The organism is Zooshikella ganghwensis, from assembly GCF_018263875.1.
Taxonomy (GTDB): Bacteria; Pseudomonadota; Gammaproteobacteria; order Pseudomonadales; family Zooshikellaceae; genus Zooshikella; species Zooshikella ganghwensis.
In genome coordinates this window covers 79,500-95,355 of record NZ_JAEVHG010000017.1, presented here as the reverse complement: position 1 = coordinate 95,355, position 15,856 = coordinate 79,500, and the positions used below count along the sequence as shown (strand labels likewise).

Genomic DNA, 15,856 nt, shown 5'->3' with positions numbered 1-15,856 from the left:
ATGAAGCTGAATAATAATACATTTCAACAGCGATTTTTAACCGTTATGCAACAGCCAGGTTTGATCAGGCAATTGCATACTCAGTTTATTTCGTATAAACAAGACGATGCTATTATCAGTGCAACCGTTAATCATCCTATTATCCCTCTGCAGGGAAAGCAATCTGCTGTAAAAAATAACTGTTATGTGGTCTCACCCATGACACAGTTGATTTATTTCACGCGTGATGAATTGCCGAAAGTCAGTAGTCGTATATTACGTATTTTTTGTTTGGGTTTAACATATCTTGTTGAAGTACCTTTCCGCTGGGCAAAGCTTGATCAAATACAAATACTTAATAATTTGTGCTTTTCAACCAATTTTTATGCAAAGGCATGGAAAACAATAAATTTAAAGGCATTAAGGAAACAAGCTCTTGGGCAATATCCCCATCATGCTTTAATGTTGAGATCACTGAATGAACAGGAATACCCAGAAATAATTGCCAAAGTAAAAGAAGATGGCTGGTTGCCCATTGTCAACCGACAGGTTTATTTGTTTATGGACTTTAAAAAATGGCAACAAAAAAGGGATGCACGAGCAGATTTAAAGCTACTAAAACAACCTGACTGGTGTTTTAGAGTGCTGGATCCTGATAATCAGGTGCTTATGAAGCTCGCTGAAGATTATTATAATCAGTTGTATTTGGATAAGTATAGTAAGCATAATATTCAGTTTACGAGTAACTATTTTGCTCAACATGTCAAAGCTGGGTTATTAGAGCTTTATGGTTTATTTCATAAACAAAAGATGCTAGGAGTAGTTGGTTTTTGTGGAATAGACGACACCCTCACAGTACCTATTATTGGGTATAACATGCAAATGCCTAAAAAAATGGCACTTTATCGGCGCCTGGTGGCGTTTAACTTATCGTATGCTCAGCAAAATAATTTAAAATTAAATCTTAGTGCAGGAGCACCTGAATTTAAACGTTTACGGGGTGCGGAAGCGGTTATTGAATATAACTTTGTTTATATCCAGCACCTCAGCCGTTACCAAAAGACTGTATGGCATTTCTTATCATGGTTATCTCAACACCTTTATAAGCCTTTGCTTGAGCGCTTTGAATTGTAGGTTTAATTAGAATATACCCAATACGAATGGTTTTTAGGTGCGGCCATCGAGTGACGAAGTCCCATGAGCCTATATTAATAGGTGATTGGGGTGAGGAGAGAAGATAACAAAGCCTAGAAATCATTTGTGAAGGGTATACCTCGTGGTTTATAGCTTATTTCAGCTTTCTTAGTTCTGGTGGCGGGCAACGGTATTAGAACTATACTCCTTATATTCAATTTCATGATGCTTAATAGTAAATAAACGCCTTTAGCAGATTAGCTCGCTAGGTTGTTAGAGGTATCCTCTATCGGAGTAGATAGTATGAGAGAAACCTCTGTTATATCTAGACGGGCTATACATTCATTGCTTGTTTATTTACTTTTGATGTTATTGAGTCCTTTTATCTTTGCTGGCATGGAAGAGGCCAAGTGGTGGCTCAAATCTGAATTTAATGAAAGTACGCTCACAAAAGAAGAACAGCTAAGTGAAATGGAATGGTTTGTTAATGCAGCCAAACCTTTTCAAGGAATGAAAATACGTGTGGTTTCAGAGCGTATCGATACTCACTGGTATGAAGCAAATGTATTAGCAAAAGCATTTACTGATATCACTGGAATTCATGTTGTGCATGAGATTACTGGAGAGGATGATGTAGTAAAAAAAATTGATACGCAAATAAATTTAGATTACAGCATTTATGATGCATATATTAATGATAGTGATTTAATTGGAACACACTATCGTTATGGGAAAGTCATCGCATTAAGTGATTTTATCGAACAAGAAGGGAAAGACGTTACACTACCAACGCTGGATTTGGATGATTTTATCGGCTTAAGTTTTACAACGGGGCCTGATGGTAAACTTTATCAATTACCTGATCAACAATTTGCCAACCTGTATTGGTATCGCCATGACTGGTTTTCAAGACCAGATTTACAAGCCAAGTTTAAGTCAATCTATGGGTATGATTTAGGCGTACCCGTTAACTGGTCTGCGTATGAAGACATTGCAGATTTTTTTACTAATAAGGTAAAAGAAATTGACGGTCATCCTGTGTATGGTCATATGGATTATGGAAAAAAAGACCCTTCAATAGGTTGGCGCTTTTCTGATGCCTGGTTGTCTATGGCTGGCGCTGGTGATAAAGGTATTCCTAATGGTATGCCGGTAGATGAGTGGGGTATTCGAGTGGAAAACTGTCATCCAGTAGGTGCTAGTGTGTCTAGAGGAGGTGCGCTAAATGGTCCTGCAGCTGTTTATGCAATTCGTAAATTTACCGAATGGTTAAATAAATATGCACCACCTGAAGCGAAAGATATGAACTTTAGTCAAGCGGGGGCGATACCTGGTAAAGGAAATATTGCGCAACAAATATTTTGGTATACTGCTTTTACTGCAGCGCTTACAAAACCAGAATTACCTGTAGCAAACAGTGATGGAACGCCTAAATGGCGAATGGCTCCCTCTCCTAGAGGACCTTACTGGGAAAAAGGAATGAAGCTGGGTTATCAGGATGCAGGTTCGTGGACTTTTCTAAGCAGCACTCCTTTAGATCGTCGTAAAGCGGCCTGGTTGTATGCACAATTTGTTGTATCTAAAACCGTTTCTTTGAAGAAATTACTTGTGGGTTTGACCCCCATTAGAAACTCTGATATTCAGTCCCCCATTTTTTCTAAGGCCGCTCATAAATATGGGGGACTAGTAGAGTTTTATCGTAGTAAAGCCCGTGTCGCATGGACGCCAACAGGAATCAATGTACCTGATTATCCAGAGTTAGCAGATCTTTGGTGGAAGAAGACAGCACTGGCAATTAGTGGCCAAACGTCAGCTCAACAGGCGATGGATGAAATGGCTAAAGCAATGGATGAGCGTTTGCATAAAATTGCCAGTAAAGGGCAACAACGTTGTGATCCAAAACTAAATAAACCAAAAGATCCCAGTTATTGGTTAGCGCAGCCTGGTGCACCAAAACCTAAACTTGATAATGAAAAGCCTGAGGGAAAGACTGTTTCGTATGAAGCCTCTTTAAAGGCATGGGATTAGCTTATTAATAGGCAAAGATGATGAAGATAGTTTCACTCATCAACTGTATACCATCAGGGATATTTATTTTTACCATTCTTATCGGAGTGCCACAGTTCATTTTTGCTAAAAAACTCCAACTGTATACTGAAGAACTACCACCTTATAGTATGCAGAAGGGTACACAGCCGAATGGTATTAGTGTGGAGATAGTGTCGTTATTATTTGACCGCGCAAAGCTTGAATATGAAATACGTGTTGTGCCATGGAAACGGGCATTCAGTATGTTGCAAAACAGATCAAACAGCTGTGCCTTTCCTGTGCAGAGAAATCAAGAGAGAGAAGTCGTTTTTCACTGGATAAGTCCAATACTCATTACACATACGGCATTTTACACTAATAAGCAGTCATCATTACACATTCGTACTTTAGAAGATGCAAGGTATTTAGAAATAGGAAGCTATGCAGGTAGCGCCATCGTTGACTATCTTAGTAATTTGAAATTTATTGTACGAACAACCACAAAGGAAGAAAATAATATCCTTAAATTGACGCATAACCGTATAGATATTTGGGCTGCTGATACCAATACTGCAAAATATTATGCAAAAAAAATAATATCCAAATTAAGGAGCATGTAGTCTTTTTTACCACTCTCCGAGCGCTAGCTTGTAATATTGGTGTCCCTGAACCCATAGTTGATAAATTAAGATTTTCACTAAAAAAAATGTACGAGGATGGCAGTGTTACTGCTGTGATGAATAAGTATCAATGATGTAGATGAGTTATTTTTTTATAGCGAACAAGAAGGTGTTAATGATGATAAAGCGATTGTTAACTAGGCTATTAAATTATATGCCTTTGATATACGTTACCGGCTTAGTACCTCTGAGTAGCTATGCAGTAGAATATAAATTGTTTACTGAGGAGTTACCCCCTTATAGCTTTAAAAAAGGGAAAGAGCTAAAGGGAGTAAGTATTGATATTGTTTCAATGTTATTCAATAAGGCCTCATTACCTTATGAATTGAAAATAGTGCCTCTTCGTAGAGCTTTTAATATGGCCAAAACTCAAAAATATAATTGTGTATTTCCAGTACAAAGGACTCAGGCTCGTGAAGCACTGTTTCAGTGGGTAAGTCCAACCTTAATTACAAAAACAGGATTTTATACCATGGAGGATTCACCACATACCATTAAAACAATTGATGATGTAAAGAAAATGGAAATCGGTAGCTATAGTGGAAGTGCTGTGGTGGACTATTTAGAAAAATTAGGGTACACCATTAGACTAACGTCAAAAGAAGAAAATAATGTACATAAATTGGCAAATAAACGGATAGATGTGTGGGCAGCAGATACCATAACCTCATCGTACTATGCGAAAAAGAATAATGTTAAGTTAAAGGAACAGCTAGTTTATTTAACAACATTACGTGCCTTAGCATGTAATTTAGAAACACCTATTGAGGATATTGAAAAATTACAGAGTGTTTTAAAATCAATGTACGCAGATGGAAGTATAAGTAAAATACAAAGCCAGTATCACTAATAAGATGATAAATTTAAAGAAGACTAAGTGTATACCGACATGGAGAGGTTAAAGTGAATGCTGCTCTTTACTTATTTAGGTATAAAAAATTATGGTCACTATACTGGTCTGATTTTTTTTATACTGTTTAGTCTTACGTGTTCTGCTGAAAAAAAAGATGTTCAGTGGTGGCTAACAAATGAGTTTATAGAGAGTACTTTAAGTAAAGAAGAGCAGTTACAGGAAATGAATTGGTTTGTTAATGTAGCTAACCCTTACCAAGGTTTAACGATTCGGGTGGTATCGGAGCCAATTGCGACTCATTGGTATGAGTCTAATGTATTAACTAAGGCATTTACAGATATTACCGGTATTAATGTTGTTCATGAAACCACAGCTGAAGATGATGTTGTTACTAAAATGGAAACACAGATTGAGCTTGGTTTTAATATTTATGATGCATATATTGGTGATAGTGATTTAATTGGAACTCATTTCCGCTCGGGTAAAGTCGTTAATTTAACTGATTTTATAGAAAATGAAGGAAAAGAAGTCACATTACCTACATTAGATTTGGACGACTTTATTGGTTTAAGTTTTACTACTGGGTTAGATGGAAAATTATACCAGTTACCTGATCAGCAATTTGCCAATCTATATTGGTATCGTCATGACTGGTTTTCGAGGCCAGATTTCAAAGAAAAATTCAAATCGATTTATGGTTATGAACTGGGTGTGCCTGTAAACTGGTCTGCATATGAAGATATTGCAGACTTTTTTACTAATAAAATTAAGAAAATTGATGGGAAAACCGTTTATGGTCACATGGATTATGGAAAAAAAGACCCTTCTTTAGCATGGCGTTTTTCAGATGCGTGGTTATCCATGGCGGGTGCTGGTGATAAAGGTTTACCGAATGGTATGCCTGTTGATGAATGGGGGATACGAGTTGAAGATTGTCATCCTGTGGGAGCCAGTGTGGCCAGAGGTGGGGCACTAAATAGTCCTGCTGCTGTATACGCATTACGTAAATATAAGGAATGGCTGGTAAAGTTTGCACCACCTGAAGCCATTAATATGGATGAAAGACGTTCATTACCACTCATTGGCGAAGGTAATATTGCGCAACAGATTTTTTGGTATACAGCCTATACTGCCTCATTAACAGAGCCTTCTCTGCCTGTCACCGATAGTAATGGTATACCTAAATGGCGTATGGCTCCTTCACCGAGAGGTGCTTATTGGGAGCCTGGTATGAAAATGGGATATCAGGATGTAGGTGCGTGGACTTTCTTGAAAAATACACCATTAAATCGAAGGAAAGCTGCATGGTTATACGCACAATTTGTCGTATCAAAAACAGTATCTTTACGTAAATTACTTGTTGGTTTAACACCGATCAGAAAGTCAGATATAAATTCTGTGGCCTTTTCCAAGGCAGCCAACAAATACGGTGGTCTTGTTGAGTTTTATCGTAGTAATGCAAGAAATGCATGGACACCTACAGGTTTAAATGTGCCAAACTATCCATTATTATCTGAAGTGTGGTGGACGTATGTTTCATTAGCGGTCACGGGTACTCACTCCGTCCAGCAAGCAATGAATAAAATGGCTCAGGAAATGGATAATCGTTTACAGCAAATTGCCAAAAGCGGCCAAGAGCACTGTGAACCAAAGTTAAACAAGCCTAAAGATGAAAGTTACTGGTTGAATCGACCGGGCGCACCAAAACCCAAATTAGCAAATGAAGAACCTCCAGGGGAGACGTTATCTTATGAGGAGTCTTTAAAGGCATGGGATTAGCATGATAAGTCTGGCATGCTCAATGATACTGAGCATACCAGATATTATGACAACTGTTAGTTGTCATAAGCAGCTTTTAATGTAATATCACTGTAATTACTAAATGCATGTAGCATTATGTAGTAAGTTGCTGTGGCAGGAGTATTGTAACTGCACACTTCATATTGAGTTGTTTTGTATGGCCTGCAATCCCACTCTGATAATGTGGGTTTTGTGCTTGATTTTACATACATATCTACATCACCTGTTCCACCATCCACGGATATTTTTAGGTTAGTGGCTTTGGCGGGCACATTAATTTGGTAATAGACCTGATGCCCTTTCGTTGCACTAAGATTGGTTATTGGTACACCGTTTTCTAATGTGTGATCTTTTGAGTTTTTATATGATGCGGTCAGGGTAATATCATTATAATTACTGAATGCATGAAGTAATACATAATAGGTTGTGGCTTTGGGTGTTGCATAAGAGCATTTTTCAAGCTGAGTGACCTTATAGGGTCGGCAATCCCAGTTAGAGAGTGTGGGTTTGGTATCAGGCTGGACATACATATCTGCATCACCTGAACCTCCATCAATTTTAAACATAAGCTCGGTGGCATTAGCCGGGATTTTAATTTTATAGTAAGTATGATCTCCTTTAGTTTTTGATATGTTGGCTATGGGTATACCATTTTTTAATTCAATGTCATCATCAGGGTTTGGACCACCAGGAACCCCGGGATTGGTAAGCTTATTCCATGCACAGTATTTGTTATTATTTTTTTCAAGCCAAAAGTAATTACAGTTTGAGTCATAACTATCCCTGCCGGTATGCACTTTAAAGCCAGACAGTTTTACATCATTTAAATGATAAAATCGGCCGTCTTTTTTAAGGCTAAAGTGTTGATGGGGTCCTGTAGAATGTCCTCCTTGACATAAGGCTTGCGACTTATTGCTTGCATAGTTAGCCACTTTTTGATTGCGAGAGACTGTGTCGTTGGTTCTCACCTGAATATTATCTAAGTGATAATAAGTGGTAGACCAGCCACCTTCATGTACAATTTCTAAATTACAGGATGAATGCACTTTGGCACGCCCAGCGGCAGCTGCTGCGACCCATAGGTGAGAGGTATCTGAACCCCACACACCACCATTATTTAAGTCTAATGAAGATTGTGGATAAGTACCGCTTCCTGTATTGGTATGACTACCACCATAGTACCATGCTTTGCCTACAAGGTAAGGCAGTTGCAAAAGGTTATTAGGGGGGACAACAAGACGTGGATTTAGCATATTTTGATTGTTTGACTCATCCTGCTTTTGCTCAGTTGAAAATTCTTGATTTTCATACGATGTGACCGGAAATAGTCGATAGTAGATGGTGTAAAAATTATCTAACCTTTTTCGGATATGTTGTTCTGGTAAATTGTCAGTACTTGTCTGTTGACTCGTTGTCGAAAAAAGTTGCTCGAGTGCTGTGGAGGTTACTGATATAGCATTTCTTTTTTTATTTTCATTATTATAAAAAAATGTTGAAAGTTTGATAGCAATATCTTCTGTTTGCTTGGAAAAACCATCTTTTTCAGAAAGATCGCCAAATGGCTTATTAAACTCTGATATATTTAAGTGTTTATTGGTAATCAGCCCTGTTTGTTGCTCTATTAAAGCAATGAGTACTTTTGGGCTGATACTAGAGTAGCCACTCCAATGAGAAATTACTTCACTATATTGAACTAAATGTGGAGCGTTTTTTTCTAAAAAAATGTTGATATCAAAACTAAACATTTCATTTGCTGAATAGATAAGCTGTCGCTGTTCGAACTGGCGAGATGTTATACCTATAGATTGAGCGCTTAATACATTATGAGCATAAACTAGGATAAACACTGCGCCTATGTAACCTATTACGCTATGCCTGAAAAAGAATAATTTTTCTTTATATTTCATTATAACCTTCCTTGCTTATAGATAATTTATACTATTCCATTCGTTAACAGTTATAGGTTTTATATTCACTGCTATGGGGTTGTTAGGTAAACTGATACGCTGATATTTTTAATAAAAAGATAGTGTGAGAAATTATTGTTGAATCGAGCAGATATATACCTTTAATTATGCTAAACGACGTGTTTGTTCAGTATGACAGTAACTAAGAAAGTTAAAGGTCTATTTCTATAGACTAGTAGATAAATACTTCACCTCTATTATTTACGTATAGAATTTTAAGAACTATTGTATAACTTTAAATTATGATTTGTTATAGAGGATGGTTTGAGAGTGGCTTCATCTTATATGGCAACTCTTTTTATCTAAAAAAGCATTTTTTGTGGCATTTTTTCCAACGTCTGCAAAGTACTCATTGAAAAAATGTAAAGCCTCCTTTGGAGTTTTTTTTCCTTGCTCTGCTGTTTAACCGTTCGATGAGTGTAATCCACCTTATGCTGATTACTGGCTTATATCAAAAATACCATAAGTGTGTTATTGATAGTTATTTAGATATTTCAATAAGCTCGGTTGTAGTACTTGCGATTATTTAGTGTTATTGATTTGGTTGAAGGATAGAACGATAGTGAAGGGTATACCCTTCGCGAATCAATTTTTTCGCGCTATTAAAAGTCTTCACAGTCCAAACTAGCCGCACTAAAAACCCTTCGTTGAAGGTATAGAACAAATAAGAATAAAAAAATAATCACGGCCCAAAGGGTGATGACGGTAAAAGCACTACTCGTTGTTGCTCACTGTTCATTTAGAACCACTAAAATTCACGCTTCGCGCCTAGATGAGTGCTTTTACCGTCATAACAGTGATATTCAAATAGTGTTAGCAGGCCCTAGTACTCTGATGTTTGCAAATAAGTAAATAGTTTTTAATTCTTTTTAGAAATTTGACTGGTATAACCCGTAATTGTGAGGGGGAATCATCCAGTGATATGATAGCTAACTTTGTGTGGTAAGTGTTGGTTTGATATTGGCGGCTACATATGTCCTTTGCTTAGGGCTGCTACAGTGTGCTGATATCATTCTTCAATAGAGTAGTTCTTTTGGCAGTGTAACAGGATAGTCACATGCATATTCTTATCGGGTTAATAACATCTATTGCTGCTTTAGTTTGGGCTTTTAACCGGCTCCAACAGTCAGGCGTTGATTTAAACGCATTCAATCCGTTCCATTGGTCTAGAAGGTACAAATGGGCAAAGCTTTATTCTATTAAACCACTGCATAGATTGGAAAATCCAATTGAGGGGGCGACTGTATTAGTTGTCGGTGTAGCTAAACTTCAGGGTGAAATAACAAAAGAGCTAAAAGATACAATTATACAAACGTTTGTTGATACTTTTTACCTTTCGGAGAAGCAGGCACTTGAAGCTTTCACTACAGCTGCTTTTTTATGGAAAGATAGTGCAAACTATATTGCGGAAGTGAAATATATCCTTGCTCCCCTACAAAGTGACTTTACCACAGCACAAAAAAAATCTGTGATTGAGACACTGAACTTCATAGTAAACGTTGATGGCTTGCCAACAGATGAGCAAAGTCGGTTTATCAGGTGTGCAGAGCAGGCGTTTGGAAAAGATATTTAACTTTATACCTGGATTTGAATAGACTGTGAAAGCTGTCTATGAAAATACTTATTGTAGCAGGAATGCTGCGACTGAGGGTTTGAGGCTTGGATTAAGACGCTTTGCGTCTTTTTTCGGCTCATTTATAAAATACCTTTTCTCGATCGATTTGTCCTATATTTACTTAATGCATGATTGAGTATATTTCGTATTTTAATCTATGAAATAAGGATATTTTGATGAACTTTAATTATAAAAAAAACGATTGAGCGTATTGAGCCTTGGTTGTTGTTAATATTGTTATCCCTTATTTGGGGTAGTACATATATTCTTATTAAGCAAGGTTTAACGGCGTTCAATGCATTAGATGTTGGCTTATTACGCACGTTTTTTTCAGGATTTTTTTTTATTCCATTGTATTTTTGGTTACGACCGGCATTAAGGCATTTATCACTTAATGACTGGAAGTGCTTAGCTCTTACGGGGTTTTTTGGAAGTGTTTTTCCAACACTATTGTTTGCAGTAGGACAACAGGTTGTACCTAGTGCACTAGTGGGGATGTTAAATACATTGCAACCTGTGTTTGTGTTGGTTATTGCATTCTTTGCATTCAATCAGCGTTTCTCTAGAAGTGAGTTGTTAGGAACAGGCTTAGGTTGTATAGGTGCGACTGTTTTAGTTTTGTCGAGTGCAGATTTAACTAATATTACACATCACCTATTTTATTGTGGAGTAGTATTACTTGGTATGATCAGTTATGGAATAGCCAGTAACTTGATTCGTCACCGGTTAAAGCATATTTCGGCAGTAAGGCTTACTGCAATCTCAATTAGCATATGGTCAATTCCTGCGTTTATAGGGATAGTTTTACGTTATTCTTTAGGACAGGTGTCTACATCCAGTCATACTGTTGCTGCTTTACTGGCTATTGCTGTGCTTGCATTATTAGGGACATGTGTTGCGATTTCTCTTTATAGTCGCTTAATTATACGCTATGGGCTAATTTTTGCCGTATCTATAACATACTTTATTCCAATTGTAGCCATCATGTGGGGTGTATTAGACGGTGAAGCAATTTTCTTTCTGCATTTCATTGGTCTTGTTTTGGTGCTTGGAGCGTTATATCTAATCAATTACCGTCGGCAAAGTACTAATGAGCTTGTAACTCAAAATCAAATGAAGGAAGTATAGGTGAGGCTTCTGTAGCATACTAATCTATAGACACAAAAAAAACCTGCATCCTGCAGGTTTTTTTGTCACCATCCTAGTGATACTTAGTCCTTTAAGTTGTTCCCTAACCCATTCCATTGGGTTCTAACTTAAAACCTGGCTGGCTTCTCCCTGACGCATCCTTACGAAAGAGCTTCCTTGAACCATCCGTTGGTGCCAGCCTGTTGATATATAGTGTGGCCTAACTTGGGTTCTAAGCAAAGTGACGATTGTTGTATGTCGGTGTAGGATATTTGCCATTAGCATGTAGGCAAAGCGAGAAAGTGAGAACCCTTATAGGTTTTTTGTGTTAATGCAATATGAGCTAGGATGCTAAGTATGCGAAATACGGTTGTTTGGGATGAACAGGTTAATATAAAAGTGGAATAATCTCATGATGAGAAAGTGTAAAGAAAATCGCGCTATCTGTTGTATGCTGTGCCTATAAAAGACTATCTGTTCGCTGTGGAGAGAGAGGCATATCAAATGCTAAGATAATAAGACAGTAAAGAGATCATTATGTGATGTTTCAGTTATATAGTTTGTCTGATGCCATGGAGGGTCTTCTATGTTTATGGGTGCTCCTGCTTCACTTCAGCTGAAACGGTTATCAGATATTAATCCACACTGGAGAATAACACCTAATCTGAATAGTGTTTGCCCTGAGATTGACTTTGCTTGCTGTGAGCCTTTTAAGGTTATTTCTGATAAAAAATTAGTTAATTTTGTTGGTATTGTAAATAAAAATAAGCCGAAAGCAGTCCAATACAGTCGATCATACACAATTCGAGGTATCTCAGAGATTGATGAAATTCTTAGTTACTCAAATTTAGAATTAGAATTATCCAAAATTGCGGGTGTTGAGTTAAAAATGCATCCCATTCATTTGGAGCATAGTCATGTTAATTTACAGTCCGATGGTGAGGAGTGCGCTGTAGATAATTGGCATTTTGATTATGTTCCATTTGTATTTGTGATCCTGCTGGAAAAAAGTGGCAAAAAGAGTGGTGTTAATAGCGGTCGTTTATGTACCAAAGGTTTTGGTGACTTTACACTAAAACCTGGAGAGGGAATTTTACTTCAGGGGAGTCATGTTTTACATAAAGCAGAGATTTGTGCAGGTGGGAGTCGTACCAGTTTAGTTGTATCTTTAGTCCCTAAAAATATAGAGTGGGCTGACTGTACAATGATTTACAAATACAGGCCTACTTATAATGAGGAAGCTATTTTTTACGACTTTATCAACTATCGGTTGATTAATATTGGTGAGATGGTGCGTAATATACGTTTAAATTATCGCTCAGATGATAATTTAAAATTCTGGTTAGAAAGGATTCGTGATGAGTGTACGACTATTGAAAACAGTTTATCTTAATCGAAAGAAAATACCAAAGTCTAAAGATGAAAGGTTTTTATGTAGAACTGTATGAATGAAAAGTAAACATGGAGGTATGAAGGGTATAAAAAACTACCCTTCATTAAACCTACTATTCATTTGTTGCATTTAATAACACTTCATACTTATCCCGTAGTGGAGTGATGGTTGTTGTATTCATACGGCGGATGAGTTTTGATTGATATTCTTTTGATAAAGAGAATGCCTTTTTTTGGGATAAGTAAGCATCAATGATTTCACCGGCAACACTGGGATTGTTTTCAACTAATAAATGATCAAATAATTTTGTTTGGTACTGCTCATTTTTTGCAAGAATGCGAGCAGCAATCATACGTTCTTCATAATGACCACTGGTCAAAAAGGGCATTACCTGTTGATTTAGGGTTGAAGTGTTGAGGTTATTTATAGCAAGTAATGTAATATAGCGATTATTGCTGTTATCTTGGTGTAGTTTCTTATTAAGAAAGTCAGTGACGTTATCTGCTAAATGTTCAGCATGATCACCTAATATTCCTACATTAAGGATTGCCGTATCAGCAATGGTTTTATTATCAATATGAGACATTTGTTGTAGCGTGTCGAGTGCTAAATCAGAAGTAACATCGCCAAGTTTTGCTATAGAAGTGATTGCTCGAAGTCTGTTTTTTTCATCGATGGCTTCATTCAGAATGATTGCTGACAATATATTGTTAGCTTCAGGGACACCTGACTGTTCAAGGGCAAATATTATTGCTGATTTTATAGCATCATCTTGTGAGGTATTCAGTAAAATGTCTTCCACAAATGAAAGTCCAGCATGTTGAGCAGCATATTGTCCTATGGCTGATATAGCATATAAGTCAGGAGCATTGGTGAATGCTGTTAGCGCACTCATAAGTTCAGCATTACTTTCAATTGTGGGCTGTTTATGTGATGTGGAAGTTACAAGTGTATAGTCCTTGTTTGCATTGTGTGCAAAGAGGGTAGGGGAGTCATCAAAAACAAGTGGAAAAGGAATAGGGTCGACTGTAATCGATTGATCAATATTTATAACCTGGTCGTTGTAGTTAATTTGACGAAATGTATCGTATTTGAGGGACTGGGGATGTAAAGATGTTTGTAAAAGCAAGTTCCATTGATCTGATTCTGAAATAATACGATATGTATCTGTTTGTGTTGTTATATGATTTATGCGAACTGCTTCACGTTTTACTTGCAGTTTTTGTCGTGTATATTGAAAAGTATATGTGCCATCCGCTAACTGGAGCTGAAGAGGTTTATGTTGGTTATAGGACAGGTGCTGTAATACTGTTTTAATAATGAAGAGAGGATGGCCTTCTGGTAACTGCAGTAAGTCGATATCGTGGAAATAGCCATCTTGGTATTTTGCTGTAAACGAAAGAGATTCAGGTAGAGCACTCATAGCGACAGCTGGACTGCTTGTGGTTATTTGGTCAATACGACCCAACAGCGATGTTGAATTCTTTGAATCAGGGTTAGATTGTTTTAAGGCCAAGTTGAAACGAATGACCGTACTGGTTGCTTCATTACTGGCGTTTGTCATATTACTGTTTATGGTGACTTGATAGGCGAGTTTTTGCTGCTTATCGTTTGCTGTATTTTCAATCTTATTATTGGATTCACTTACTAAAGGTGATGAGTCCGTCTTCGGTAAACTATTAAGCGTTACGGTATTCATAGCTGCAAAATAGAGTAGTCCAGCCAACATGCCACCAAGTAACGTGAGTATAGAGAAAAAGAGGGTTCGGTGTATTTTACTCATGGATTGGACCACCTAATGAGATTATTAACTCGCTTCTGTAAAGGCGATAGCAAAAACTCATATACCCTTTGCTATGGGTATAGCACATTTAATGTGTTTTTATAGCACCTTTAAAAATGTATCTTTTTAGAGGTGCCCTTTAAATAGAGGTGCTTTGGATATCTATAAATTAGGAGCATAGTTTCTTGCGTTTTACTCGTGCTCAATAAATATATCCTTCGTAGCGAGCTTGCCTCTAAAAATAGTGTGATTTTTCGTAGAAGGTTTTTTGAGTTTCGTAGATAGGTTTCCAGCTGATCACTTTGGTAGAACGACTAAATATATTCCACACATTGAAGAGCTTTACGTCACAATAAAGTGAAATATCACCATCTCCGCCTTTAGCACTGCCTGTCCATTTCAGTTTAGTGTAATACTGATAAGGGTTTTCGTTTGTGTTGAGTAAAGAGGCTGCACCAGGCTTATAAGTAATGCCTCCTTCAATGTGTCCTTCTGTAGACATATTAATGAGGTTAAGACGCCCTTTAACCCCTTTTTCTATACGCTTCATCCCCAGAAAATCAACGGCGGCATAGGCTTTACCAGTAACACTACCTGAAATCCAGGGACTGGCTGTAGCATAGATAACATCGGGCTGTCTCACGCCCTGTTGATAAATAGGGTCGTTGTTTTTTTCGAAACCACCAATTTTTAGGCCTGCACGAAAGTTAGCGCCCACATTAAAAGCGCCACCTACTTTAGCGCCAACTCTAAAGATGCCTAAGCCATCTAAGGGAACCTCTGGTAGCGTAACTTCAGGTGAAGCAATGGTATGACTCCAATCGTAGTTTAATTCTTTGTGTAGTAAGTTATCACAGCTAGGACTAATTGAAATCGGCGTTGATGCCCCAATCGAATACGTAAGGTGGAGGCCACGAGTACATGCTGCTTGGGTTGGATCAAATGCAAAGTGGATGTTACCTGTCACAGAACTCATTTGGGTATTATGAGGGCCTACGGTAACCTTGAAGGTTTCCTGGGTACTCCCGATTAGCTTGTTTTCTGATGCATAAATATAGCCTTTAGCCGTTCGGTTTTGCTTAAAATTCTTGATGGCTTTATTAGTTTGTGCCTTATGCGCTTTATTTAACACATTTTTGGGACTCAGATTCGCTGTCGTATGTGCAGAAAAGGTAGTGAGTAATAGAGTGGAGCTGATAATAAAGTATTTTTTTATATTAATGAGTTTCATTGTTATCTCTTATGTATTTTATGCGCAAACTTCATGAAACAGACTGTTGTTATGAGCAGGTGTTGGTTAGTTTTTTATAAATTTAAACGTGTTGAAAATTTCTGATTTATAAGTAAATACCAAGCAAAGGTATTTAATGGATGTATTTAAATCCCCAAAAGTTTTTTGAACTAAGTTTTAGCTGTTTGTATATCACACTCACTTTATTTATGTCGAAAACAATAGGTAGACAAATTGAGATAAATCTCATTTTTAGTAACGTATT

Annotated in this window: 11 protein-coding genes; 8 read left to right on the top strand and 3 right to left on the bottom strand. The window is 37.3% G+C overall.

Features of this window, described 5'->3' with window-relative positions; genetic code table 11:
* From KHS79_RS19935 to KHS79_RS19915, 5 genes are all read left to right on the top strand, one after another.
* Complete coding sequence (locus KHS79_RS19935; RefSeq protein ID WP_212721260.1) at positions 1 to 1,113, top strand: hypothetical protein; 1,113 nt, start codon at positions 1 to 3, stop codon at positions 1,111 to 1,113.
* 366 nt (positions 1,114 to 1,479) lie between these two features.
* Positions 1,480 to 3,141 (top strand): ABC transporter substrate-binding protein, encoded by a 1,662-nt coding sequence (locus KHS79_RS19930; protein ID WP_233468519.1) that lies wholly within the window; start codon positions 1,480 to 1,482, stop codon positions 3,139 to 3,141.
* A gap of 17 nt (positions 3,142 to 3,158) precedes the next feature.
* A complete protein-coding gene (locus KHS79_RS19925) occupies positions 3,159 to 3,761 on the top strand; it encodes a substrate-binding periplasmic protein (RefSeq protein ID WP_212721257.1) in 603 nt (200 codons plus the stop codon).
* 175 nt (positions 3,762 to 3,936) lie between these two features.
* Entirely contained in the window at positions 3,937 to 4,671 is a 735-nt protein-coding gene (locus KHS79_RS19920; RefSeq protein ID WP_212721253.1) for a substrate-binding periplasmic protein, read from the top strand.
* A gap of 57 nt (positions 4,672 to 4,728) precedes the next feature.
* A complete protein-coding gene (locus KHS79_RS19915) occupies positions 4,729 to 6,453 on the top strand; it encodes an ABC transporter substrate-binding protein (protein WP_212721251.1) in 1,725 nt (574 codons plus the stop codon).
* Positions 6,454 to 6,509: 56 nt separating this feature from the next.
* Here the strand turns inward: KHS79_RS19915 and KHS79_RS19910 are convergent, their stop codons facing one another.
* Positions 6,510 to 8,381, bottom strand: coding sequence for a pre-peptidase C-terminal domain-containing protein (locus KHS79_RS19910; RefSeq protein ID WP_212721249.1), 1,872 nt, complete (start codon positions 8,379 to 8,381; stop codon positions 6,510 to 6,512).
* 1,117 nt (positions 8,382 to 9,498) lie between these two features.
* On the opposite strand from KHS79_RS19910, the gene KHS79_RS19905 reads away from it, so the two are divergent.
* The 3 genes from KHS79_RS19905 to KHS79_RS19895 all read left to right on the top strand — a co-directional run bounded on the left by KHS79_RS19905 (position 9,499) and on the right by KHS79_RS19895 (position 12,577).
* The gene (locus KHS79_RS19905) at positions 9,499 to 10,014 is read left to right on the top strand and encodes a hypothetical protein (RefSeq protein WP_212721247.1); all 516 of its coding nucleotides are present in this window, start codon (positions 9,499 to 9,501) and stop codon (positions 10,012 to 10,014) included.
* A gap of 264 nt (positions 10,015 to 10,278) precedes the next feature.
* Positions 10,279 to 11,184 carry a DMT family transporter gene (locus KHS79_RS19900; protein WP_212721245.1) on the top strand — a complete coding sequence of 302 codons (906 nt, stop codon included), beginning with the start codon at positions 10,279 to 10,281 and terminating at the stop codon, positions 11,182 to 11,184.
* Positions 11,185 to 11,770: 586 nt separating this feature from the next.
* Positions 11,771 to 12,577 (top strand): hypothetical protein, encoded by an 807-nt coding sequence (locus tag KHS79_RS19895; protein ID WP_212721243.1) that lies wholly within the window; start codon positions 11,771 to 11,773, stop codon positions 12,575 to 12,577.
* A 112-nt stretch (positions 12,578 to 12,689) separates the two neighbouring features.
* On the opposite strand, the gene KHS79_RS19890 is transcribed toward KHS79_RS19895, so the two are convergent.
* Together KHS79_RS19890 and KHS79_RS19885 are read right to left on the bottom strand one after the other, a co-directional pair.
* The gene (locus tag KHS79_RS19890) at positions 12,690 to 14,360 is read right to left on the bottom strand and encodes a HEAT repeat domain-containing protein (protein WP_212721241.1); all 1,671 of its coding nucleotides are present in this window, start codon (positions 14,358 to 14,360) and stop codon (positions 12,690 to 12,692) included.
* Between the two features lie 235 nt (positions 14,361 to 14,595).
* Entirely contained in the window at positions 14,596 to 15,591 is a 996-nt protein-coding gene (locus KHS79_RS19885) for a hypothetical protein (protein WP_212721239.1), read from the bottom strand.
* Positions 15,592 to 15,856: the final 265 nt, after the last annotated feature.

Bases quoted from the DNA above. Each gene is read 5' to 3' on its own strand.
- KHS79_RS19905 (WP_212721247.1), top strand. From the start codon at position 9,499: ATGCATATTCTTATCGGGTTAATAACATCTATTGCTGCTTTAGTTTGG.
- KHS79_RS19930 (WP_233468519.1), top strand. From the start codon at position 1,480: ATGTTATTGAGTCCTTTTATCTTTGCTGGCATGGAAGAGGCCAAGTGG.
- KHS79_RS19935 (WP_212721260.1), top strand. From the start codon at position 1: ATGAAGCTGAATAATAATACATTTCAACAGCGATTTTTAACCGTTATG.
- KHS79_RS19895 (WP_212721243.1), top strand. From the start codon at position 11,771: ATGTTTATGGGTGCTCCTGCTTCACTTCAGCTGAAACGGTTATCAGAT.
- KHS79_RS19890 (WP_212721241.1), bottom strand. From the start codon at position 14,360: ATGAGTAAAATACACCGAACCCTCTTTTTCTCTATACTCACGTTACTT.
- KHS79_RS19910 (WP_212721249.1), bottom strand. From the start codon at position 8,381: ATGAAATATAAAGAAAAATTATTCTTTTTCAGGCATAGCGTAATAGGT.
- KHS79_RS19915 (WP_212721251.1), top strand. From the start codon at position 4,729: ATGCTGCTCTTTACTTATTTAGGTATAAAAAATTATGGTCACTATACT.
- KHS79_RS19920 (WP_212721253.1), top strand. From the start codon at position 3,937: ATGATGATAAAGCGATTGTTAACTAGGCTATTAAATTATATGCCTTTG.
- KHS79_RS19925 (WP_212721257.1), top strand. From the start codon at position 3,159: ATGATGAAGATAGTTTCACTCATCAACTGTATACCATCAGGGATATTT.
- KHS79_RS19885 (WP_212721239.1), bottom strand. From the start codon at position 15,591: ATGAAACTCATTAATATAAAAAAATACTTTATTATCAGCTCCACTCTA.